This is a genomic window from Rhodoferax ferrireducens, assembly GCF_049302455.1.
GTDB classification, from domain to species: domain Bacteria; phylum Pseudomonadota; class Gammaproteobacteria; order Burkholderiales; family Burkholderiaceae_C; genus Rhodoferax; species Rhodoferax ferrireducens_B.
Genome location: NZ_JBAQMD010000062.1, coordinates 26,203 through 48,441 on the forward strand (window position 1 = coordinate 26,203; position 22,239 = coordinate 48,441).

The 22,239-nt window shown below is 57.5% G+C and carries 17 protein-coding genes; 2 read left to right on the forward strand and 15 right to left on the reverse strand.

The genetic code is table 11. The features are described 5' to 3' along the window. Positions 1 to 13 precede the first annotated feature (13 nt). The 9 genes from hisS to WA157_RS10965 all read right to left on the reverse strand — a co-directional run bounded on the left by hisS (position 14) and on the right by WA157_RS10965 (position 9,320). The gene (gene hisS / locus WA157_RS10925) at positions 14 to 1,327 is read right to left on the reverse strand and encodes a histidine--tRNA ligase (RefSeq protein ID WP_422620981.1); all 1,314 of its coding nucleotides are present in this window, start codon (positions 1,325 to 1,327) and stop codon (positions 14 to 16) included. Positions 1,328 to 1,335: 8 nt separating this feature from the next. Next, positions 1,336 to 2,610: a flavodoxin-dependent (E)-4-hydroxy-3-methylbut-2-enyl-diphosphate synthase gene (ispG, locus tag WA157_RS10930; protein WP_422620982.1), complete on the reverse strand. Its 1,275-nt coding sequence runs from the start codon at positions 2,608 to 2,610 to the stop codon at positions 1,336 to 1,338. Next, entirely contained in the window at positions 2,610 to 3,548 is a 939-nt protein-coding gene (locus WA157_RS10935; RefSeq protein WP_422620983.1) for a helix-turn-helix domain-containing protein, read from the reverse strand. Before WA157_RS10935 ends, ispG begins: the two co-directional genes overlap by 1 nt. Further along, complete coding sequence (pilW, locus tag WA157_RS10940) at positions 3,541 to 4,377, reverse strand: type IV pilus biogenesis/stability protein PilW (RefSeq protein ID WP_422620984.1); 837 nt, start codon at positions 4,375 to 4,377, stop codon at positions 3,541 to 3,543. Before pilW ends, WA157_RS10935 begins: the two co-directional genes overlap by 8 nt. A gap of 3 nt (positions 4,378 to 4,380) precedes the next feature. Next, the gene (gene rlmN, locus WA157_RS10945) at positions 4,381 to 5,529 is read right to left on the reverse strand and encodes a 23S rRNA (adenine(2503)-C(2))-methyltransferase RlmN (protein WP_422620985.1); all 1,149 of its coding nucleotides are present in this window, start codon (positions 5,527 to 5,529) and stop codon (positions 4,381 to 4,383) included. Between the two features lie 84 nt (positions 5,530 to 5,613). Next, a complete protein-coding gene (gene ndk, locus WA157_RS10950) occupies positions 5,614 to 6,039 on the reverse strand; it encodes a nucleoside-diphosphate kinase (protein WP_296482098.1) in 426 nt (141 codons plus the stop codon). A gap of 57 nt (positions 6,040 to 6,096) precedes the next feature. Continuing rightward, a complete protein-coding gene (locus WA157_RS10955) occupies positions 6,097 to 7,497 on the reverse strand; it encodes a pseudouridine synthase (protein ID WP_422620986.1) in 1,401 nt (466 codons plus the stop codon). Continuing rightward, positions 7,494 to 8,186 (reverse strand): SMC-Scp complex subunit ScpB, encoded by a 693-nt coding sequence (gene scpB / locus WA157_RS10960; RefSeq protein WP_422620987.1) that lies wholly within the window; start codon positions 8,184 to 8,186, stop codon positions 7,494 to 7,496. Before scpB ends, WA157_RS10955 begins: the two co-directional genes overlap by 4 nt. A 129-nt stretch (positions 8,187 to 8,315) precedes the next feature. Beyond that, positions 8,316 to 9,320, reverse strand: coding sequence for an RluA family pseudouridine synthase (locus WA157_RS10965; RefSeq protein ID WP_422620988.1), 1,005 nt, complete (start codon positions 9,318 to 9,320; stop codon positions 8,316 to 8,318). A 20-nt stretch (positions 9,321 to 9,340) separates the two neighbouring features. Between WA157_RS10965 and WA157_RS10970 the strand changes: the two genes are divergently transcribed. Further along, complete coding sequence (locus tag WA157_RS10970) at positions 9,341 to 10,147, forward strand: outer membrane protein assembly factor BamD (RefSeq protein ID WP_011464601.1); 807 nt, start codon at positions 9,341 to 9,343, stop codon at positions 10,145 to 10,147. On the opposite strand, the gene WA157_RS10975 is transcribed toward WA157_RS10970, so the two are convergent. Next, positions 10,110 to 12,122 carry an ATP-dependent DNA helicase gene (locus WA157_RS10975; RefSeq protein ID WP_422620989.1) on the reverse strand — a complete coding sequence of 671 codons (2,013 nt, stop codon included), beginning with the start codon at positions 12,120 to 12,122 and terminating at the stop codon, positions 10,110 to 10,112. The two genes, WA157_RS10970 and WA157_RS10975, sit on opposite strands and share 38 nt — an antisense overlap. A gap of 205 nt (positions 12,123 to 12,327) precedes the next feature. Between WA157_RS10975 and WA157_RS10980 the strand changes: the two genes are divergently transcribed. Further along, on the forward strand, positions 12,328 to 13,089 hold the full coding sequence (locus WA157_RS10980) for a PP2C family protein-serine/threonine phosphatase (protein ID WP_422620990.1): 762 nt from the start codon (positions 12,328 to 12,330) through the stop codon (positions 13,087 to 13,089). 49 nt (positions 13,090 to 13,138) lie between these two features. Here the strand turns inward: WA157_RS10980 and zapE are convergent, their stop codons facing one another. From zapE to WA157_RS11005, 5 genes are all read right to left on the reverse strand, one after another. Beyond that, a complete protein-coding gene (zapE, locus tag WA157_RS10985) occupies positions 13,139 to 14,236 on the reverse strand; it encodes a cell division protein ZapE (protein ID WP_422620991.1) in 1,098 nt (365 codons plus the stop codon). 80 nt (positions 14,237 to 14,316) lie between these two features. Continuing rightward, entirely contained in the window at positions 14,317 to 15,744 is a 1,428-nt protein-coding gene (gene lpdA, locus WA157_RS10990; protein WP_422620992.1) for a dihydrolipoyl dehydrogenase, read from the reverse strand. 82 nt (positions 15,745 to 15,826) lie between these two features. Further along, positions 15,827 to 17,089, reverse strand: coding sequence for a 2-oxoglutarate dehydrogenase complex dihydrolipoyllysine-residue succinyltransferase (gene odhB, locus WA157_RS10995; protein WP_422620993.1), 1,263 nt, complete (start codon positions 17,087 to 17,089; stop codon positions 15,827 to 15,829). A gap of 17 nt (positions 17,090 to 17,106) precedes the next feature. Next, positions 17,107 to 19,998, reverse strand: a complete 2,892-nt coding sequence (locus WA157_RS11000) for a 2-oxoglutarate dehydrogenase E1 component (protein ID WP_422620994.1) — start codon at positions 19,996 to 19,998, stop codon at positions 17,107 to 17,109. A gap of 193 nt (positions 19,999 to 20,191) precedes the next feature. Further along, the gene (locus WA157_RS11005) at positions 20,192 to 22,087 is read right to left on the reverse strand and encodes a propionate--CoA ligase (protein ID WP_422620995.1); all 1,896 of its coding nucleotides are present in this window, start codon (positions 22,085 to 22,087) and stop codon (positions 20,192 to 20,194) included. Between the last annotated feature and the right edge of the window lie 152 nt (positions 22,088 to 22,239).

Sequence of the window (22,239 nt, forward strand, 5' to 3'; positions counted from 1 at the left end):
AGATTTTTTTTGATTAAGTTTGCGATTGTAGGGTGGACGACCAGCCCAGCACGTCTGTTAGCGATTGGCTGACTTGTGCGCCACTGCCATCACGCAGTGATTTAACGATGACCAGATTTTTTGCTATTTCATCAGCACCAAAAACAAGGGCAAACCGGGCGCCACTGCCATCGGCGCGTTTGAATTGGGATTTCATGCTGCCCATCCCGTCACCCGAGTTAGTATGCATCTGAACACTAACCCCCGCCGTCCGTAGCGTTTGCAGTGTCTGCAGTACCAAAGGCAGGGCCTCAACATCAGGCACGATGGCATAGGCATCGAGCGGTGGCACGACACTGTCCAAGCCTTGTTCCCGGATAAGTTCAAGTACCCGATCAACGCCTAGAGCCCAGCCGACAGCCGGCGCCGGCTTGCCGCCCAGTTGCTCGATCAGATAGTCATAGCGACCGCCGGCACATACCGTTCCCTGGGAACCCAGGCGATCGGTCGTGAATTCGAATACCGTGAGGTTGTAGTAATCCATACCGCGAACCAGGCGTGGATTAACGATGTAGGCAACGCCGTTGGCATCCAAAATTGTCTTCAACGTGTTGAAATGAGCGAGTGACGCCTCGCCCAAGTAATCAAGTGGTCTGGGTGCCGACTCGACCACGGTTTGCATCGCCGGGTTTTTGGTGTCGAGAATCCGAAGCGGATTGCTGTAAAGGCGCCGCTTGGCATCTTCATCCAGGACATCAGCGTAGCGCTCAAAGTGGTTAATCAACGCTTGCCGATGTGCCAGGCGTTCCTGCGGTTGGCCCAGACTGTTGAGTTCAAGCCGAACGTCTGTCAACCCTAAATCCTTCCATAGCGCTACGGCCAGCAAAATCAGCTCTGCATCCACCTCTGCGCCAGAAAATCCAAGGGCCTCGGCGCCAATCTGATCAAACTGCCGATAGCGCCCACGCTGGGGCCGCTCATGACGAAACATCGGGCCGATGTAATACAGCCGCTTTCCGCCGTCGTACAACATGGAATGCTCCACGACTGCCCGCACCACACCGGCAGTGGCTTCCGGTCGCAGCGTCAACAGGTCCCCATTGAGGCTGTCTTCGAAAGAATACATCTCTTTTTCGACAATATCAGTGACTTGACCCAGGCCGCGAATAAACAGCGGCGTGCGCTCCACAATGGGCGTGCGAATGTTCCGGTACGCATAACACGCCATCAAGGCTCGCACTTTGGCCTCCAGCCATTCAACAGCAGCAGAATCAGGCGGCAACACATCATTCATACCCTTGATGGCAGTCAATTTTTCCTGCCTGGCGGCAACAGATTGTTCACTCATGGGCTTAATCAGGACGATTCGGTTGCCGTTTGCACACCAAAACGTTTCTCAACATAGTTTTCAACAATTTTCTGAAATTCTTGCGCAATGGCGTCGCCGCGCAAGGTCAAACGCTTTTCACCATCAATGAAGACGGGCGCAGCAGGGGCCTCCCCCGTACCGGGCAGACTGATGCCGATATCGGCTTGCTTGCTTTCGCCAGGTCCATTGACGATACAACCCATTACCGCCACCTTGAGCTTTTCCACGCCCGGATATTTTTCACGCCAGACTGGCATCTGGGCCCGCAGATAACCTTCAATCTGCTGGGTGAGTTCCTGAAACGTGGTGCTGGTCGTGCGGCCACAACCGGGACAGGCCGTGACACTGGGAACAAATGACCTCAACTCCAGCGCCTGCAAAATTTCTGCCGCAATGACAACTTCCTGCGTCCTGGATTCGCCCGGCTGGGGCGTCAAGGAGACGCGAATGGTGTCGCCAATTCCCTCTTGCAACAAAATGGAGAGCGCCGTGGCGGATGCCACTGCGCCTTTGGTGCCCATGCCGGCTTCGGTCAAACCCAAATGAAGCGGGTAGTCACAGCGCTTGGCCAGTTCACGGTAAACGGAAATCAGATCCTGAACACCACTCACCTTGCACGACAGGATGATCTGGTTTTCATCCATGCCCATCTTGACGGCATGACGGGCCGACTCAATCGCAGAAGTAATTAATGCCTCATACATCACCGGCTTGGCACCCCAGGGCAAGGAACGACGACTGTTCTCATCCATCAAACTCGCCAACAACTCCTGATCCAGGCTGCCCCAGTTAACGCCGATACGAATCGGCTTATCCCATCGCATGGCCGCTTCAATCATCAGTCCAAACTGTTTGTCGCGCTTGTCACCCTTGCCAACATTGCCGGGGTTGATCCGGTATTTAGACAAGGCCTGTGCGCACGCCGGATAGTCAATCAACAGCCGATGACCGTTGTAATGGAAATCGCCAATCAGGGGAACATCAATTCCCATGCGGTCAAGTTGCTCGCGAATGTGCGGAACGGCCTGGGCCGCTTCTGGCGTATTCACCGTCAGACGTACCATTTCAGAACCAGCAAGCGCCAACTCCTTGACCTGAATAGCCGTGCCGATGACATCGACTGTGTCGGTATTGGTCATGGACTGAACACGCACGGGGGCATCACCGCCGACGGTGACCACACGCGCGTTCCACACCACCCGAGCCTGACGGGACCGCCGCGGCTTGGCTGTCGCAGATGCGATTGGTAATAAAGATTCCATTACTTCACCTCAAACCGGGCCACATTATTTTTTGCAATGCCCGTCAAATCAAAAGGCTTGCCACGGACTTGGACCTCCGTGGCATCAGCCCGGCCAACCACCACCGACAGTGGCAAGGCCCCGGACACACCAACCACCTCAAGATCACTCAGCGTCTTGCGCACTTGAACGACCCTGTTGGCATCGAGCACCTCGATCCATGAGGAACCCCGAGCCTTGAAGATGAGCAGGCCTGTTGTTGCGCCAGAGCCGGGCACGATGACCGGCGGCGAACTGGCAGCACCCTGCAACGCAGCTGAAGCTTCAGCGGTGTTTGAATTTTCCGCCCCGACAGCCTCTGACCCTGAAAGCGCAAAATTCGTCGCCGAGCTTGGTGCAGTCACCTCAACGGGCACTGAATCTTCAGTGGCCGCAGAAGCCGGCACCGACAGTGGCAGCACCGAGTCAGTCGAAGCGTTCTGCGGTGCGCTGGCGACCTCAGTTTGCGGTCTGAAAGGAAAAAAAACAAGCACCGCTATTCCCAGCAATAACGCTAGCACGGCAAGAGCAAAAGGCCTGGAGAGTTGATGCCAAAACGACAAGCCCAAACCATCACCAGACGGACGGAATGGTGTGTTGATTCCGGACTCATCGGTCTTGAGAAGCGGCGCCGCCGTACGTGGCAGTTGCTCCAGGATCGGCGCCGCATCAATCTTCAGCGTACGACAAATGCTGGCAGCCAAAGCGCGAACAAAAACGGTATCTGGCAACAAGTCAAATCGATCAGCTTCAAGGGCTTCCAGTTTGGCGACAGGAACCTTGAGGCCAACGGCCAAAGCGTCGATGTGCAAACCTTGTGCTTCGCGCGCCATTCGCAGCATCGCGCCGCCCGACATATGCACCATTGAATCAGGGACAGGGATCACATCTTCAGAGACAGGCAAAAAACGCTCATTCATCAAAGGCACTCCGTTGATAGGAGGCCGCTTCACGAGACTGCGGAAAACGCTTCTGTAGCTGCGTGGCAAGCTGCAACATGGCGTCTCGATTGTTCATACGTCGCTCCACCTTGACCCCAAGCCACAGCGACTCCGCATTAGCCAACTCACTGTTGTTGAGACGTCGCACATAGAATCGAGCACGAACAAAATCATCGCGCTGAAACAGCAATTTGGCCAGGTTATAAGCCGTGACAGGGTTGCCTGCATCAAACTCATAGGACTTCAATAGGCTAAGCTCGGCGTCGGCGGCCTGCCCGGCCCCGATCTGACATAAGCCTTGCGCCATCAAGGTCTTGGCTCGCTCCCCATATTGCGGGTTTGAAAGCGCCTGCGAGAACATGAGCATCGATTCAGGGTACCTCGCCTGCTGGCACAACAACCAACCGAGGTTATGCACAACATTTGAATTCTGTGGATTGATGCTTAGCGCCTTCCTGAAACTCTCCTCTGAGAACCGGAAATCATTGAGCCGCATGTAAATCAGACCACGCAAGTTGTAGGCTTCACCGAAAGTCGGATCGGCGGCGATGGACTGCTTGAGTTCATCGAGTGCGATTGTTGTCTGGCCCTGTTCGAAATAGCCGACCGCGAGTTCCAGCCGAATACGAGCGCGCCTGCGGGCATCCGGCTCATCCGAAGCAGTCATCATCTCGACCCCATTGCCTGTTGGGTCAACACCCGCCACTTTTGAAGCGCAGCCTGAAATACCGACCAAGCCAGTGACAAGCAAGCAAGCGCAGAACAGGCGCTTGCCAATTTGAATCCATCCCGAATTATTCATTAACATGCTTCAGTTCTCCTTGACCTGAGTGCTGATCTCGGACACGGGCTTCAGCATGAAGGTACGCTGGCGCGCGATACGCTCGCCGACCCGGGTACGGTCTTTCACTTCACCGGCTAGTTGACCGCATGCAGCGTCGATGTCATCGCCGCGCGTCTTGCGGATGGTGGTCACGATACCTGCATCACTCAAAATTTTGGCAAAAGCCTGAATGCGTTGTGGCGTCGATCGCGTCAACCCAGAGGCAGGGAAAGGGTTGAAGGGAATCAAATTGAACTTGCACCAAACACCACCGCTTGAATAATGTTGAACCAATCTGACCAACTGCTGCGCATGCTCTGGCTGGTCGTTCACATCCTCCAGCATGCAATATTCAAACGTAATAAAGTCACGCGGCGCGTAGGCGAGATAACGATTGCAGGCGTTCAATAACTCGGCCAGCGAGTATTTTTTGTTGAGGGGCACCAAGTCGTCGCGCAAAGCGTCATTGGGCGCATGCAAAGACACGGCCAGTGCGACCGGACAGTCCCGCGCCAAACGGTCCATCATTGGAACCACACCCGAGGTGGAAACCGTCACTCGCCGACGGGACAAACCGTAGCCGTGATCATCCAGCATGGCGCGCAGTGCCGGCACCAATTCGGCGTAATTCTGTAGGGGTTCGCCCATCCCCATCATCACAACATTAGAGATCACCCGTTCATCACGCTGCAGGTGCTTGCGCAAAAAATGCTCTGCAAACCACAGTTGAGCAATGATTTCACCGGTTTTAAGATTGCGGCTGAAGCCCTGATGCCCGGTAGAACAAAAACGGCAGCCCATGGCGCAGCCAGCCTGCGATGAAATACACAGGGTTCCGCGATCTTCCTCGGGAATAAAAACGGCCTCAACCGCATCGCCGCCACCGACGTCAAACAACCATTTGATCGTACCGTCCGAAGATATGTGCTGCGAAATCAGATCGGGCGCCTTGACCTGCGCGGAGACTTTCAGTTTCTCCCGCAAGGACTTGGCTAGATCGCTCATGTCATCAAAGTTGGAGGCACCTTTTTGATGAATCCAGCGAAACAACTGAACGGCGCGATAGCGCTTCTCACCCAGCCGTTCGCAAAAAACAGCCAAACCATCAAGGTCGAAATCAAGCAGATTGGCCGTCATCGGATCTGTGCGGCGCCGGGCCGCCCCAAGCGCGCCGTGCCCCCCTCGGCGGGCAGCGATACGCAATGGAGCGCGGGGGCCATTTTATCGGCTGTACACATTCATGCCAGGAAAGAAGAACGCGATTTCCACGGCGGCGGTTTCAGCAGCGTCTGAACCATGCACTGCATTGGCATCGATGCTGTCGGCAAAGTCGGCGCGAATGGTGCCAGGCGCAGCTTTCTTGGGATCGGTCGCACCCATCAGATCACGGTTCTTCAGCACGGCATTCTCACCTTCAAGCGCCTGAATCATGACCGGGCCGGAGATCATGAAGTCAACCAGGTCCTTGAAAAATGGACGATCTTTATGTACGGCGTAAAACGCTTGCGCCTCACGAGCCGACAAATGAGCCATCTTGGCAGCGACCACTTTCAGGCCAGCCGCTTCAAAGCGGGCGTAAATTTGACCAATTACATTTTTGGCCACGGCGTCGGGCTTGATGATAGAAAGAGTACGTTCGATTGTCATGATTTTTCCTGAACTGAAATGAGATTGTGCCCACCGGGCAAAGTCGATTATTTTAGCCTAGCGGCTCCGTCCACCGCGACGTTGCCCGCCGCCCGAACCATTGCCGCCGCCACGTTGCCCCAGATCCTGCCGTTGCCGGGTAAAACTGTCCGCTCCAATGTAACCAAAGGCCGTCTTCATTGGATCTGGTTGACTTGCACCAGCTTGACGGTCCCCGGTCTGCCCCTGCTTTTTCCGCGACTGCCCCGAGCCTTGCGAAAAACCTGCGCCACTCTTTGGCGTGCCACCCGCTGTCGGATTGCGTTGACCGTTTCCTGTGTTGCGCGCACCATTGCCGCGGGCGCCCCGGCGCCGGTTTCGTGACCCAGGACCCTGCTCGGCGCCTTCACGGCGCGAAACATCTACGCCGCCCTCGCCAGCCTCATTCCCCTGTGCACTGGAACTTCGCGGCCCCGCGGCCTGCATCAGTGACTTGATATCGCTCTCATCGAGCTCCATCCAGGCTCCACGCTTGAGACCGCGCGGCAGCATCATGGCGCCATAACGGATTCGGATCAATCGGCTCACCGCGTGACCCACCGCCTCAAACATGCGGCGAACCTCCCGGTTACGCCCCTCAGCGATCGTGACCCGGTACCAACAGTTGGCGCCTTCACCCCCACCCGCTTCAATCGATCCGAATTGGGCGACTCCATCATCCAGCTTGACACCATCAAGCAAACGTTGCTTCTCATCCTTGTTCAACGCCCCCAGCACGCGGACCGCGTATTCCCGCTCCAGACCAAACCGGGGATGCATCAGGTTATTGGCCAATTCCCCCGAACTGGTGAACAGCAGCAAGCCTTCGGTGTTGAGATCAAGTCGCCCCACCGATTGCCACTTGCCCTGAAACAACTTGGGCAATCGGCGAAAAACGGTCGGGCGATTCTGCGGATCGTCATGGGTTACCACTTCTCCAACCGGTTTGTGATAAGCAATCACCCGTGCAGGCGGCGCATCAATTCGAAACCTGATCGGCTTGCCATTAACCTTAACGTGATCACCAAACTGAATACGCTGCCCAATATGCGCTGGTTCATTGTTGACGGTAATGCGCCCTTCCATGATCAACTGTTCCATTTCCAGCCGCGACCCCATCCCGGCCTGAGCCAGGACTTTATGCAACTTGGGCGTTTCGGCCAAGGGCGCCAGCACCCGCTTGAGAGCAATCGTGTCTGCGCATTCTTCATCTGCGTCAAATTGCCCAGACACCACATCCTCAAAACGATTCTCCGAAATCATCGGCATTGACTTCTGCTGACCTGCCACGGGGGTCTGCGTTGTTTGTTCCGACTTTGATTGGTCGCCCATGCACGCCTCGGCCGTTGGCGTGACATTTGTTTCCACTATCGGCGTATCAGCTTGTTGATGAGCGTCCACTTTTGATTCTTTTGGCGTGTCGGAGCTGTCTACAGTCATGATTCTGTCCTGTTCAAGAAAAATAGTTCACCATCGGTACTCAAGTCACCTGTCGCGATGGCTTGCAGTGCAACCCCTTCGTTAGTCACACTCTCTTCGAGCGAAGGCGGCATATCCAGTTCAGTCTGCACGCCGGATTCGCGCGACTGGAGCGTATCCATCACATCGGTACGCTGCTCCGGGGTATCCAACAAGGGCAACTGGTCAAGGGACTCAAGCCCCAAATCATCGAGAAAGTGTTTGGTCGTCGCAAAAAGTGCCGGTCGTCCAACGGTCTCCCGGTGACCAATAACCTCAATCCAGCCCCTGTCTTCAAGTTGTTTGATAAGCAAGGAATTAACCGTGACACCGCGTACATCTTCGATATCGCCGCGCGTGACCGGTTGCCGGTAGGCAATGATGGCCAGTGTTTCCAGCGTCGCGCGGGTGTAGCGCGGCGGCTTTTCAGGGTGCAAGCGGTCGAGAAACTCCCGCATTTCGGGCCGACTCTGGAAACGCCATCCGCTCGCCACGTTGACCAATTCAACCCCGCGCTGAGCCCAGTCTTGCTGGAGCTCTCGCAACAACACTTTGAGCGTGTCCAAACCCAACCGGTCGTCAAACAGCACCCGCATATCGCGTAAGGGCAAAGGTTGCGATGTGCAAATCAGGGCGGTTTCCAGGATGCGCTTGGCAGCCACCGTATTCATGGTCTTGTGACTCCGGCAATAGCACCCTCAAGGCGCAAAATTAGTAGGATTCATGGGGCGCAGCAGGCAGATTGACAAATCTACCGCGCATTCCCTGGCTGCTGGCCTGGGCGTTGGTTTCTCTCACCATTATGTTTGATTGTAACTGAGGCCCCAGTTTGCCAACGCAAGATTCAAATCCACGGGCAAGCTGGCTTGAAACACCATCGGCTCCAAGGTCACCGGGTGGGTAAAAGCCAGACGGCAAGCATGCAAGGCCTGCCGTTGCATGCCCGCCGCGGCACGGCCCCCGTACAGCACATCGGCGACCAGCGGATGGCCGATCATTGCCATGTGAACGCGAATCTGATGGGTTCGACCTGTATGCAAGGTGCACAGAACCCAACATCCCTGATCGCAATTCTGAAGAAGTTCGACATCTGTTCTGGCCAGTTTGCCGGGATTTCTGGCCAAATCCACCACCGCCATGCGCAAGCGGTTGCGAGGATCCCGGCCGATCGGCGCGTTGATTTCAACCCGGCGATTACCCGTCCAGGGCCCATGGGCCAACGCCATATACTGGCGGCTCACCTCGCGCGCCGCAATGGATCGTATCAAGGCATCCATCACCGGGCGTGTCCGGGCCACCACCATCAAACCGCTGGTATCTTTGTCCAGCCGATGCACAATCCCGGCGCGTGGCATATTCATGGCCTTCGCGTCGTGGGCCAGCAAGCCGTTGAGCAGTGTTCCGCTCCAGTTGCCGGGGGCTGGGTGAACCACCAGACCCGCCGGCTTGTTGATCACCATCAGGTGCTCATCCTCAAACACCACATTCAGAGCCATCGCTTCCGGCTTGAAGGCCTGACTTTGGGGTGTTGGTCGCAATTCAATCGTTCCGACATCTGCAGCCTTGACCCGCATTGACGGCTTGTGAATCACGATCCCATTGATGGTGACGCCCCCCAAATCAATCAACTGCTGCAAGTAGCTGCGCGAAAACTCCGGCACCAACTCAACCAGCGCCCGGTCAAGACGCTGTCCATGTTGGGCTGAACCAAAAACCAGCTGACGTAATTCGACGTCTGGCCCGGTGTCGGCGCGGTCTTCGGGTTCTTCGCTATCAGGCCCGCCCGATATAATCAATTCGGTCATTTTCAAGAAAGTTGTTCCTCATGCTTCGAGCTAAATTATCGGTGGTCTGCGCTTGGTCACTGGCGGGTGCAGTATTGCTGCTGCCTGGGTGTTCGTCCACACCACCGGATCAAACGGCTGACTGGAGTCCCAACAAGATTTACGCCGAAGCCAAAGATGAGTTGAGTTCAGGCGGTTATGACAAAGCCGTTGTGCTGTTCGAGAAGCTTGAAGGACGTGCCGCCGGAACACCGTTGGCGCAACAGGCACAACTGGACAAAGCGTATGCGCAATACAAGTCTGGCGAATCGGCACAAGCCCTTGCCACCCTAGATCGCTTCATGAAACTGCATCCAGCCAGTCCGGCACTTGATTACGCCCTGTATCTCAAGGGCATCATCAACTTCAATGATGATCTGGGCCTGTTTTCTGCCGTTACCCGCCAGGATCTGGCTGAACGGGACCAGAAGGCATCGAAGGAGTCGTTTGAGTCTTTTAAAGAGTTGGTGACTCGCTTCCCGGAGTCGCGTTACACGCCAGATGCGCGCCAGCGCATGACCTATATTGTCAACTCACTGGCTCAATACGAGGTGCATGTGGCGCGCTATTACTATGGTCGAGGCGCCTATGTGGCTGCCATCAACCGGGCGCAAGTCGCCGTGACCGATTACCAAGGCGTGCCGGCCGTTGAAGAAGCCTTGTTTATCATCGTCAAGTCCTATGACGCACTGGGTCTTACCCAACTCCGGGACGACGCCAAACGGGTACTTGAAAAGAACTACCCCCAGACTGAGTACCTGACCCGTGGCTTTAAAACGAACACTGATCCCTGGTGGAAGGTCTGGTAAGCGCCTGGAGCACCTCGGTCAGCTCTTCTTCTGAACTGATTTGCCTCATCGACGGCAGGGCTGACAGCAGCTTCTTTCCGTAGCCCATGAGAGCCAGGCGGGTATCGCACACCACCAAAATACCACGATCAGACTCGCGTCGAATCAGGCGACCCGCACCTTGCTTGAGGGCGATAGCCGCCTCGGGCAAGGCATAGTCTTTAAACACGCTGCGACCAGCGGCCACCAGCCGTCTGGAGCGCGCCTCCACCAGTGGATCGGTGGGCGGTGCAAAAGGAAGCTTGTCAATGACCACCATCTGTAACGCGTCGCCGGGCACATCCACACCCTCCCAAAAAGACGCTGACGCCACCAGAATACAACCTTGCCTGTCGCCCTGATCACCCTGGCGAAAGCGCTGCATCAGTTCGCGTTTCGGCTGTTGTCCCTGCACCAGAATTTCCAGAGACCTTGACTCGGCAAAATGGCGCTGCAATGCCTCGCTCACGGCTTGCAGGGCGCGCAGGGTTGTTGTCAGGACCAGCGTGCGGCCACCGATCACAGACGCCGCCCGGGCCACAAATTCGGCCACTTGCGCACTGTGCCCCGGATCACTGGGCCTGGGCAAATGCCGCGGCACATACAGGGTCGCCTGCTCGGCATAGTTGAATGGGCTGTCAATTTTCAGAATTTCAGCATCGGCTAAACCGCAGGGCTCGGTAAACCAGCGCAACTGGGCGTCTGCACCCAAGGTTGCGGACGTAAATATCCAGGCGCGTTGTGAAGCATCCGCTGCAGTTGACTTGATCAGTCGCGTCTGAACCGCGTTCGCAATATCCAAGGGTGACTCGACCAGCCTGAGTTGCACGCCAACATCGAGCCAGCGCACCGATTCAGACGCACAGTCGTCTGAGAAAAAAGCAAGTCTTTCGATAAAAACGCTCGCTCTTTCACGCAAACGCATGAGATCTGGCGCGATGGCGCTGACGGTATCGAGGGCCAGCATCACCCGGGCACACGCCGCCTGCAGCGCGCCAAGAGCACCATGCCAGGCCGACTCATCCACCTGATCCGGTGCCGCCCCGACCCAGCGCAGTTTGGCACCTGGGCTGGCCTGGCCCACGACCAGTCGCAAATCGCGCGCGGCGTGCTCGGCATCGAATGCCAGGGTCTGCCAGTCCTGCAACCCTCGCGCATGCTGCAGGCCATGAAACAGCAGATCGCGGGCAAAATCCAATAGCTGCCCGGTGGTCAATTGCTGGCCCAGAAACTGCACGCCAGTTTCATTGAGTTGATGCGCTTCATCAAAAATAACCGTTTGCACAGACGGCAGCAACTCCGCCATACCCGACTCGCGAATCGCCAAATCAGCAAAAAATAGATGGTGGTTGATAACAACCACATCGGCGGCCAGAGCTTCGCGCCGAGCCTGATTGACATGACAGTCCCGAAACTCGGGGCATTGCGAGCCCAGACAGTTGTCCCTTGTGGACGTCACCACCGCAATCGCGGGGGAGCGTTCATCCAGCCCCGGCAACTCAGCCAAGTCACCACTGCGGGTCAGCTGCGCCCAAGCTTCGATTTTGGCCAGAGTCCGCCCTAACATACGATCAGAAGGATCGGAGTCCTGCCGAGCCACGGCCAGGCGATGCAAACACAAATAGCTACCCCGGCCTTTCAGCAGGGCGGTACGGACTGGCAAACCCAAGGCTTTCATCAAACGCGGAAGATCGCGACCAAACAATTGATCCTGCAATGTCTTGGTGGCGGTCGACAGCAGCACCCGTGTGCCACTCAATAGGGCGGGAACCAGGTACGAGAACGTCTTGCCAATGCCGGTTCCCGCCTCGACCACCAGCACCCCGCCGTCCTCGATCGTTCGCGCAACCGCCACGGCCATGTCGGTTTGACCCTCTCTGGGTGTGAACTCTTCGACCATGCGCGACAACAAGCCGCCGGGGGCAAAGGTCTCACGCGTCAGATTTTGCAAATTCATGGGCAGACAAAACACTTAAGTCACAAAGCCGTCCGGCTTGCGAATACAAGCCCCCCTGAAGCCTGTTGAGGCCTGGGCGCTTGCCAAAAATCAAACAGTCCGTCGGAGAAATTGGCATGTGTTGTGTTCATCGGGTTCATGGCTTGGCCTGATAATAGCGGCCTAATAAGAATTTTTAGGGGAGCTCTCACTTTGATAATTCACCATGCCTAAAGGCTACCGTCTCACCGCATCAACCGGCATCCACAAGGGTGACCGCGATTACCAGCAAGACCAGGTTTTATTGCTGCGCCACGCGCGGGTCAGTGGCTGTGTGCTGGCCGTACTTGCAGACGGCATGGGCGGACGCAGCGGCGGACGCAAGGCTTCCGATCAGGTCATGATGACGGCCCGGCAACTGTTTGAGCGCTACGCGCCCGAAACCGATGATGCCGTGGTCGCGTTGACACAACTGGTAGAGGAGGCCCATACGGTCATCAGACTGACCGCTGTTTCATCGGAAGAAGAACCCCACAGCACGGTGGCGGCTTTTTTGATCAACCCGGGCGGTGACTGCTACTGGGCGCACGCCGGCGATTCAAGAATTTATCACTACCGCGGCAACAAACTCATCAAGCGCACCCTGGATCATTCCTACGTTCAGGCGCTGGTCGATCGGGGTGAACTCACCGAAGAGCAGGCCAACGCCCATCCGCAATCCAATATTCTTCTGGGTTGCCTGGGAACCGAAAACGATCCACCGGTCAGCACGCATTTCATTCCCCAACTGCACGCGGGGGACATTCTGATGGCCTGCAGCGACGGCATCTGGCACTACTTCACGAGTGATGAAATCGGATCGGTTCTCGCCACCCTGTCAGCACGGGAAGCGACCGAGTTTTTGATCGAAAAAGCGCGCTCCCGTGGTCATGGCAGCGGCGACAACCTGTCATTGGTGGTGGTCAAGCTCGAACCGTTGGGAACCTGATTTTCAGCATTCATTGAGCAAAAGCCAGGTCAAAGCCGAGAGCTATCTGTTACGTCAAACAGGTGTCGACCAGACGACGCTCCAGCGCCAAAAACTCGGCCGATTGCATTTCGTTCAAGCGCGACACCGTGCGCGGAAATTCATGCAGCAGCGGCCCCTCCAGATACAACTCTTGCGGCGGTACCGCCGCTGACATGATCAGCTTGACCCGTCGGTCATACAGCACATCCACCAGCCAGGTAAAACGCCGCGCCTCCGACGCCATGCGAGGCGGCATCTGGGGAACGTCACTCAATAAAACGGTGTGAAACCGGCTGGCAATCTCCAAATAGTCGTTCTGTGAACGAGGCCCACCGCACAAAGTTTTGAAGTCAAACCAGACCAGTCCTCCCGCCTTGCGCCGCGCGTGAATTTGCCGGGCCTCAATTTGCAGCACGGGTTGTTCGTCCTGCGTTTCCGCCAGGCGCTCAAAGGCATCACGCATGGCCGCGTCCGCTGGCGCACCCAGGGGCACATGGTAGCAATCGAGTTGCTCCAGCATCAGGCGACGGTAATCGACGCCGTTGTCCACATTGACGACTTCGAGTTGCTGTTTGAGCAAGGCAATCGCAGGCAGAATCCGGTCGCGGTGCAGACCATTGGGGTACAGATCGTCCGGCTTGAAATTTGAGGTCGTCACAAATCCGACACCGTTGCTGAACAAGGCCGCCAGCAGCCGGTGCAGGATCATGGCATCCGTGATGTCGGCAATGTGAAACTCATCAAAGCAAATCAGCCGGTATTTTTTCGCCATGCGCCGGGCCAGCACATCCAGAGGATTGGCCGTGCCGCTCATCTCGGCGAGCTCACGATGCACTTCCCGCATGAACTCGTGAAAATGCAACCGGGTCTTGCGCTTGAGTGGCACAGCGCCAAAAAAGCAGTCCATCAGAAAACTCTTGCCCCGCCCGACCCCGCCGTACAGGTAGACGCCGCGCGGAATGGCGGGGCGGTTGATCAGCTTCTTGATGGAATTGGAGCGCTGCTCCCGAAAAGCCGTCCACTCACGGGCACAGCGCCCCAACGCCTCCACGGCGCGCCACTGCGCTGGGTCAGCGGTGTAGCCACGGGCGGCAATCTCGGCTTTATAGGCTTGTCTGACAGTCACGAACTCAACTCTAAATTGCTATACTATTAATAGCTACATGCGCATATAGAACGGGGGCTAGAGGCCTATTTTCTATAAACTTAGAAATTCAGTGTGCGTTTGTCCACCGCCAGCGCCGCTTCCTTGGTGGATTCGCTCAAAGTCGGATGAGCGTGGCAAATGCGTGCAATGTCTTCGCTGCTGGCGCGGAATTCCATCGCCACCACACATTCGGCAATCAACTCGCTGGCCATGGGGCCGACAATGTGCACGCCCAAAATTTCATCCGTGGTGGCATCGGCCAGCATTTTGACCATGCCGGTGGTGTCCCCCAAAGCGCGGGCACGGCCGTTGGCCAGGAACGGGAAAGTACCCGCTTTGTAGGCCACGCCGTCGGCCTTGAGTTGCTGCTCGGTGCGTCCCACCCAGGCAATCTCCGGGCTGGTGTAAATCACCCACGGAATGGTGTTGAAATTGACATGCCCATGCTGGCCCGCGATGCGCTCTGCCACCGCAACGCCTTCTTCTTCCGCCTTGTGCGCCAGCATCGGGCCACGCACCACGTCACCGACTGCCCACACGCCGGGCAAGTTGGTTTTGCAATCACCGTCCACCACGATCGCACCGCGTTCGTCGAGTTGCAGGCCAACGGCTTCGGCGTTCAGGCCGACGGTGTTGGGCACCCGGCCAATTGACACGATCAACTTGTCCACGTCCAGTTTTTGAGCCTCACCCTTGGCGTTGGTCCAAGCGACGCTGACACCTTTTTTGCCGACCTTGACGTCGCCAACCGTCACGCCCAGCTCGATCTTGAGGCCCTGCTTGACAAAGGCTTTGTGCGCTTCCTTGGCAATCTGCGCGTCGACCACACCCAGGAAAGTCGGCAGGCCTTCCAGAATGGTCACTTCAGAACCCAAACGACGCCAGACCGAGCCCATCTCCAGGCCGATCACACCCGAGCCAATCAAACCCAGCTTCTTCGGCACGGCCGTCATGGCCAAAGCCCCTTCGTTGGACAGGACTTGGCTCTCGTCGAACGGCGCACCCGGCAGCGCGCGGGCGCTAGAACCCGTGGCCACAATGACTTGCTGGCCCATCAGGGTTTCTTCGGCAGCGCCTGCCACCTTGATTTCGTAGCCGCCCTCCACTGCTTTCACAAACGAGGCGCGGCCATGGAAGAAGCTGACCTTGTTCTTTTTGAACAGGTACAGGATGCCATCGTTGTTTTGCTTCACCACGGCATCCTTGCGTGCCACCATCTTGGCCGCATCCATGCTCACGCCTTTGACCTCGATGCCGTGCTCGGCAAAGTGATGGCTGGCATGGTCAAAATGCTCCGACGACTGCAGCAGAGCCTTGGACGGAATACAGCCCGTGTTGGTGCAAGTGCCGCCCAGCGCCGGGCCGCCCTGGTTATTTTTCCACTCATCGACACAGGCCACGTTTTTGCCGAGTTGGGCGGCACGAATGGCAGCGATATAGCCGCCGGGGCCAGCACCAATCACGATCACGTCAAATTGCTTGCTCATAAAAATTCCGTTCTTTGAATTGAAAACCCACCGGATTCGGGCACATGAAGTGCGCCGCTCCGGGTGGGTCGAGCCAGATGGCTTAGATGTCGAACAACAGGCGCGCCGGGTCTTCCAGCGCTTCCTTCATCGCCACCAAGCCCAGCACGGCTTCACGGCCGTCGATGATGCGGTGGTCGTAGCTCATGGCGAAGTAGTTCATGGGGCGCACCACCACTTGACCGTTTTCCACCACGGCGCGGTCTTTGGTCGCGTGAACCCCCAAAATGGCCGACTGCGGCGGATTGATGATGGGAGTGGACAGCATGGAGCCAAAAGTGCCACCATTGCTGATCGAGAACGTGCCACCGGTCATTTCTTCCATGCCCAGCTTGCCGTCACGGGCTTTGGCACCGTATTCGGCGATCTTTTTCTCAATGTCGGCAAAGCTCATCTGGTCGGCATTGCGCAAAATCGGCACCACCAAACCGCGCGGCGAGCCCACAGCGATACCAATATCAAAAAAGCCGTGATAAACGATGTCGGTGCCATCCACCGACGCGTTGAGCATCGGGAACTTCTTGAGGGCATGCACCGCCGCCTTGACGAAGAAACTCATGAAGCCCAGCTTCACGCCATGCTCTTTCTCAAACCGCTCCTGCATGCGCTTGCGCATGTCCATCACCGGCGCCATGTTGATCTCGTTGAACGTGGTCAAAATGGCATTGGTGGATTGCGATTGCAATAGCCGCTCGGCGACACGGGCGCGCAGGCGACTCATTGGCACGCGCTGCTCCGGGCGTTCGCCCAGATTGACAACCGGTGCTGCGACCTGAGGCAATAAAGTCGCTGCAGCCCTTGCTGGCATTGCGGCAACAGCTGCTGCTTTAGGCGCAGAAGCAGCCGCAACAGCGCTCAACACATCACCCTTGGTGACGCGGCCATCTTTACCGGTGCCTGTCACGGAGCCCGCGGCCAGCTGGTTATCCGCCATCAGCTTGGCCGCCGCCGGCATCGGCACACCGGCCATCGCACCGCCACCCACAACTGCTGCCGACGCCGTGGCGACTGGCGCGGCCACGGCAGCTTCAGCCGCCGCAGGCGCAACCGCCGCACCCGCCTTGGCTTCGGTGTCGATGCGGGCAATCACCTGCTCGGCCGCCACGGTGCCACCGTCAGCAACCAGAATCTCAACAATCACACCGGCCGACGGGGCGGGAACTTCCAGCACCACTTTGTCGGTTTCGATGTCAATCAGGATTTCATCCACGGCGACAGCGTCACCGACCTTCTTCTTCCACTGCAACATGGTGGCCTCAGCCACGGATTCCGACAGTTGCGGGACTTTCACTTCTACGATAGCCATGATATTTCTTTCGTTCTTTATTTGGTGAGGACAGTGCCTTTGAGCTTGGCGAATGCGCCTTCAACCAGCGCTTTTTGCTGCTCCTGGTGCAGGTGCGCATAACCCACGGCGGGCGATGCCGACGCCGCGCGGCCCGAGTAGCCCCGCTTTTGCCCGTCAAACATGTTTTCGTAGATGTAATGCTGCACAAAAAACCAGGCGCCCTGGTTTTGCGGCTCGTCCTGACACCATACGACTTCCGTCACATTCGGATATTTTTTGAGTTCAGTGGCAAACGCCTTGTGTGGGAACGGATACAACTGCTCGACCCGAATAATCGCCACGTCGTCGGCGGCGATTTCTTCGCGCTTTTTGACCAGGTCGTAATAGACCTTGCCGGAACAAGCCACCAGGCGCTTGACCTTGTCGGCCTTCAGCGCTTTTTGTTCCGGAATGATGGTCTGGAAGCTGCCCTTGGTAAATTCGGACACGGGAGACGCCGCATCCTTGGCGCGCAGCAGCGACTTGGGCGTCAGGATGATCAAGGGCTTGCGAATGTTGCGCACCATCTGTCGCCGCAAAATGTGGAAAATCTGGCTCGCCGTGGTCGGCTGCACGACCTGCATGTTGGTGTCGGCACTGAGCTGCATGAAGCGCTCCAGTCGGGCCGAGCTGTGCTCGGGGCCCTGGCCTTCATAGCCGTGCGGCAGCATCAGGGTGATGCCGTTGACGCGGCCCCACTTCACCTCGCCGGAGGCGATGAACTGGTCGATAACAACTTGCGCCCCATTGGCAAAGTCGCCAAACTGGGCTTCCCAGATCACCAGCGTGTTGGGTTCGTTCGACGCGTAGCCATACTCAAAGGCCAGCACGGCCTCTTCTGACAGGATCGAGTCGATGACGACAAACGGAGCCTGGTTGTCGGTCACGTTTTGCAGCGGGATATAGGTGCCCACATCCCACTTTTCACGGTTTTGGTCGTGAATCACCGAATGCCGATGGGTAAAGGTGCCGCGACCGCAATCTTCGCCGCTCAGGCGCACCGGGTAACCGCTGGCCACCAGCGAGGCAAAGGCCATGTGTTCGCCCATGCCCCAGTCCACCGGTAGGTCGCCCCTGCCCATGGCGGCGCGGTCTTCATAAACCTTTCTAACCAGGTTGTGCGGCGTCACGCTGGCCGGAATGGTGGTGATTTTTTCAGCCAGACGCTTCCACTCACCCAGGGGGATCGCGGTCTCGGCGGCATCGGTCCACTTCTGGCCAATAAAGGGCGCCCAGTCCACAGCGTACTTGCTCTTGAAGTTGGTCAGTACCGGGTCCACCGTGTGCTTGCCCGCATCCATGGCGGCGCGGAAGGCTTTGACCATGTCATCGCCGAGCGTGGCCCCCAAACCCTGCGCTGCCAGCTTGTCGGCGTACAGGCTGCGTGTTCCAGGGTGAGCTGCAATTTTCTTGTACATCAGCGGCTGCGTCAGCGCCGGTGTGTCCTGCTCATTGTGGCCGAGCTTGCGGAAACAAATGATGTCTACCACCACGTCCTTGCGAAACTCCAGACGGAACTCAAGTGCCAACTGAGTGGCCAGCACCACGGCTTCCGGGTCATCGCCGTTCACATGCACCACCGGCGCCTCGATCATCTTGATCACATCGGTGCAATACAGTGTGGAGCGGCTGTCGCGTGGATCGCTGGTGGTGAAACCGATCTGGTTGTTGATGATGATATGCACCGTGCCACCCGTGGAGTAACCCCGGGTTTCAGCCAGCGCAAAGGTTTCCATGTTGACACCCTGGCCCGAAAAGGCCGCGTCGCCATGCACCAGCACCGGCAGCACTTGCTTGCCGAGCGGGTCAGCGCGGCGATCCATGCGAGCGCGCACCGAACCTTCAACCACCGGGTTGACGATCTCCAGATGCGAGGGGTTGAACGCCAGACTTAGGTGCACCGGGCCACCGCGTGTGGTGACGTCAGAACTGAAACCCTGGTGGTACTTCACGTCCCCGCTGGTCAATTCTTCGGGTGCGGTATGGTCGAACTCGGCAAACAGATCACCAGGCATCTTGCCCAGCGAATTCACCAGCACGTTCAGACGGCCCCGGTGCGCCATGCCAATCACGATTTCCTGGATGCCCTTGACGCCGGCCGATTGAATCAGCTCATCCATGCAGGCGATAAAACTCTCGCCACCTTCCAGGGAAAAGCGCTTTTGCCCCACGTACTTGGTGTGCAAAAACCGCTCCAAGCCTTCGGCGGCGGTCAGCCGATCCAGAATGTGTTTTTGTTGCTCCACCGAGAAGCTCGGTTTGGAACGAATACTCTCCAACTTTTGTTGCCACCAGCGTTTGTGGTTCTGATCCGTGGTGTGCATGAACTGCGCACCAATGGTGCCGCAATAAGTCTGCCGCAACGCGTTCATCAGCTCGCGCAGGCTCATGCTGTTTTTGCCAAAGAAGGTGTTGCTGGTGTCAAACACCGCTTCCTGGTCGGCATCGCTGAAACCGTAAAACGAGGGCTCCAGTTCAGGAATCGCCACCCGCTCGGCGCGCTTCAAAGGATCCAGATCGGCCCAACTGACGCCAACGTTGCGGTAGGCTGCAATCAACTGCTGCGCGGCGGTGCGTTTGCGCCCCATTTCGGCATCGACATTGGCCACCACCACCTTGGTGCCGCCCTGTTTGGCACGCTCGGCAAATGCATTGATGACCGGCAGGTGGGGCACGTCTTTGGCGTTGCTGCCATCTGCGGCGGGCACATGCTGCAAGGCATCGAAGTAGTCACGCCAACTGTCTGGCACACCACCGGGATTGGCCAGGTAGTTTTCGTACATCTCTTCGACGTACGGCGCGTTGCCACCAAAAAGATAGGTATTGGCCTGATAGGCCTGATAGACCGACGATGTCGAACTCGCCCCTTGAGACGTTATTTCACTCATATTGCGCTGACCTCCGTTTCCCTGCAGGAAACTTGAGCTGGTTAAAGCTGTTTTAAAAACCTTCCGCGTCACGGCTTGACCGTTTGGCGGATGCGACTGTGGCTGGAAGGGCCCTGTGACAAGGCGTAATTGTGCCACTAATGAGAACTTTGGGTCAGGCAGCGGGCATTCGGCGCCGACCCCAAATGCCAACTTACTCTGTCACCAAATCCTTGATCTGTTGCAGCGCTGCCGGGTCTTCCATGGTCGTCAAGTCCCCTGGGTCGCGCCCTTCACAAACTGCCTGCACGGCCCGGCGCAGCAGCTTGCCGCTACGGGTTTTTGGCAGCACCGTGACGAAGCGCACGCGCGCTGGACGGGCGACCGCACCCAGGTCACCGTCCACGAGTTTCATGATCTCGCCCTCCAACTTCAGGCGACCGGCTTCGTCGGCAACCAGGGTCATATCCTTGACCACCGCAAACGCCATCGCGACCTGCCCCTTGAGTTGATCGGCGACACCGACCACCGCCACTTCGGCAATGTTGGGGTGGGCCGAGATGCTTTCTTCAATCTCACGCGTGCCCAGCCGATGCCCGGCGACGTTGATGACATCGTCGGTGCGGCCCAGGATGAAGTAGTAGCCATCGGCATCGCGAATGCCCCAGTCAAAAGTGCTGTAGACCATGCGTCCGGGGATGGTGGTCCAGTAAGTGCTGACAAAGCGCGCATCGTCGCCCCACACCGTTTGCAGGCAGCCGGGCGGCAACGGACCCTCGATGGCCACCACGCCCTTCTGGTTGGCGCCCTTGAGTTCCTCGCCGGTGTTTTCGTCGAGCAGTTTGACGTTGTAGCCATAGACCGCCTTGCCTGGCGATCCGAACTTGGTCGGCGAATCATCAACACCCTTGCAAATGCTCAGGATCGGCCAGCCGGTCTCGGTCTGCCAGTAGTTGTCAACAATCGGTCGGCCCAGACCCTCGCTGATCCACTGGGCGGTGGGCTGATCCAGGGGCTCGCCGGCCAGGAACAGTGCACGCAGTGATGACAAATCATATTTTTTGAGCAGCGCCGGGTCCTGTTTTTTCAGCACCCGAATCGCCGTCGGCGCGCTGAACATCACCGTCACCTTGTATTTCTCGACCAGACTCCACCAGATGCCGCCATCCGGTCGCGTCGGCAAACCTTCGTACATGATGGTCGCCATGCCCGCGATCAGGGGACCGTAAATGATGTAGCTGTGGCCCACAACCCAGCCGATGTCGCTGGTGGAAAAATAGGTTTCACCGGCATTGCCACAGTAAATGTGTTTCATGCTGGCGGCCAGCGCGACGGCGTAACCGCCGGTGTCGCGCTGCACACCTTTGGGCTTGCCGGTGGTACCGCTGGTGTAGAGCGTGTAGCTCGGGTGCGTGGCATCGACCCACTCGCAGGGCACCACGGTACTCATGTGTTTTTGCCGCAGAGCCGCCCACAGATGGTCCCGACCCGCTACCAAATTCATAGGGACGAGACCACGATCCACCAGCAGCACCGCCTCCGGTTTGTGGCTGGACAGGCGGATCGCTTCATCCAGCAGGGGTTTGTACGCCACCGCTTTGCCGCCGCGCGACCCGGCGTCGGCACTGATGATCACTTTGGGCGAGGCGTCTTCAATGCGCGAGGCCAGTGAGCCCGAGGCAAAGCCACCAAAAACCACCGAGTGAATCGCACCTATGCGCGCGCAGGCCAGCATGGCAAACGCGGCATCGGCAATCATCGGCATATAGATCAGCACCCGGTCGCTCTTTTTCACCCCCAGGTCTTTAAGCACCGCCGCCATGCGCTGCACCTCGGCGTGCAGCTCTCGGAACGAATAAACCTTCTCCTGGTTGGTCTCGGTCGACACAAAAATCAGCGCCGCCTGGTCGGCCCGGTCTTTCAGATGGCGATCGACCGCGTTGTGGCACAAATTGGTGGTGCCACCCACAAACCACTTGGCAAATGGCGGATTGGTGTAGTCACAGACCTGCTGTGGCTGCGTTTTCCAGTCCACCAGTTGGGCTTGTTCGCCCCAGAATGCGTCGCGCTCTTCGAGTGAACGGCGGTGAAATTCAGCATAGTTTGTCATTGTGGGTCTCCAAGGGTCATGAAACTGAATTCATAATTATGGACTTTGAACTTGCTACAAACTGACTTGGTGCGTCAGCCTCTGACCCTGCTGCACTACCTTGCGCCTGTTCACCTAGACACAGAGCGGCGTTATAGCGGGCGCGGCATCGG

Coding starts and splice junctions, on each gene's coding strand:
- hisS (WP_422620981.1), bottom strand. CDS start 1,327: ATGAGTGAACAATCTGTTGCCGCCAGGCAGGAAAAATTGACTGCCATC.
- ispG (WP_422620982.1), bottom strand. CDS start 2,610: ATGGAATCTTTATTACCAATCGCATCTGCGACAGCCAAGCCGCGGCGG.
- WA157_RS10935 (WP_422620983.1), bottom strand. CDS start 3,548: ATGAATGAGCGTTTTTTGCCTGTCTCTGAAGATGTGATCCCTGTCCCT.
- pilW (WP_422620984.1), bottom strand. CDS start 4,377: ATGTTAATGAATAATTCGGGATGGATTCAAATTGGCAAGCGCCTGTTC.
- rlmN (WP_422620985.1), bottom strand. CDS start 5,529: ATGACGGCCAATCTGCTTGATTTCGACCTTGATGGTTTGGCTGTTTTT.
- ndk (WP_296482098.1), bottom strand. CDS start 6,039: ATGACAATCGAACGTACTCTTTCTATCATCAAGCCCGACGCCGTGGCC.
- WA157_RS10955 (WP_422620986.1), bottom strand. CDS start 7,497: ATGACTGTAGACAGCTCCGACACGCCAAAAGAATCAAAAGTGGACGCT.
- scpB (WP_422620987.1), bottom strand. CDS start 8,186: ATGAATACGGTGGCTGCCAAGCGCATCCTGGAAACCGCCCTGATTTGC.
- WA157_RS10965 (WP_422620988.1), bottom strand. CDS start 9,320: ATGACCGAATTGATTATATCGGGCGGGCCTGATAGCGAAGAACCCGAA.
- WA157_RS10970 (WP_011464601.1), top strand. CDS start 9,341: ATGCTTCGAGCTAAATTATCGGTGGTCTGCGCTTGGTCACTGGCGGGT.
- WA157_RS10975 (WP_422620989.1), bottom strand. CDS start 12,122: ATGAATTTGCAAAATCTGACGCGTGAGACCTTTGCCCCCGGCGGCTTG.
- WA157_RS10980 (WP_422620990.1), top strand. CDS start 12,328: ATGCCTAAAGGCTACCGTCTCACCGCATCAACCGGCATCCACAAGGGT.
- lpdA (WP_422620992.1), bottom strand. CDS start 15,744: ATGAGCAAGCAATTTGACGTGATCGTGATTGGTGCTGGCCCCGGCGGC.
- odhB (WP_422620993.1), bottom strand. CDS start 17,089: ATGGCTATCGTAGAAGTGAAAGTCCCGCAACTGTCGGAATCCGTGGCT.
- WA157_RS11000 (WP_422620994.1), bottom strand. CDS start 19,998: ATGAGTGAAATAACGTCTCAAGGGGCGAGTTCGACATCGTCGGTCTAT.
- WA157_RS11005 (WP_422620995.1), bottom strand. CDS start 22,087: ATGACAAACTATGCTGAATTTCACCGCCGTTCACTCGAAGAGCGCGAC.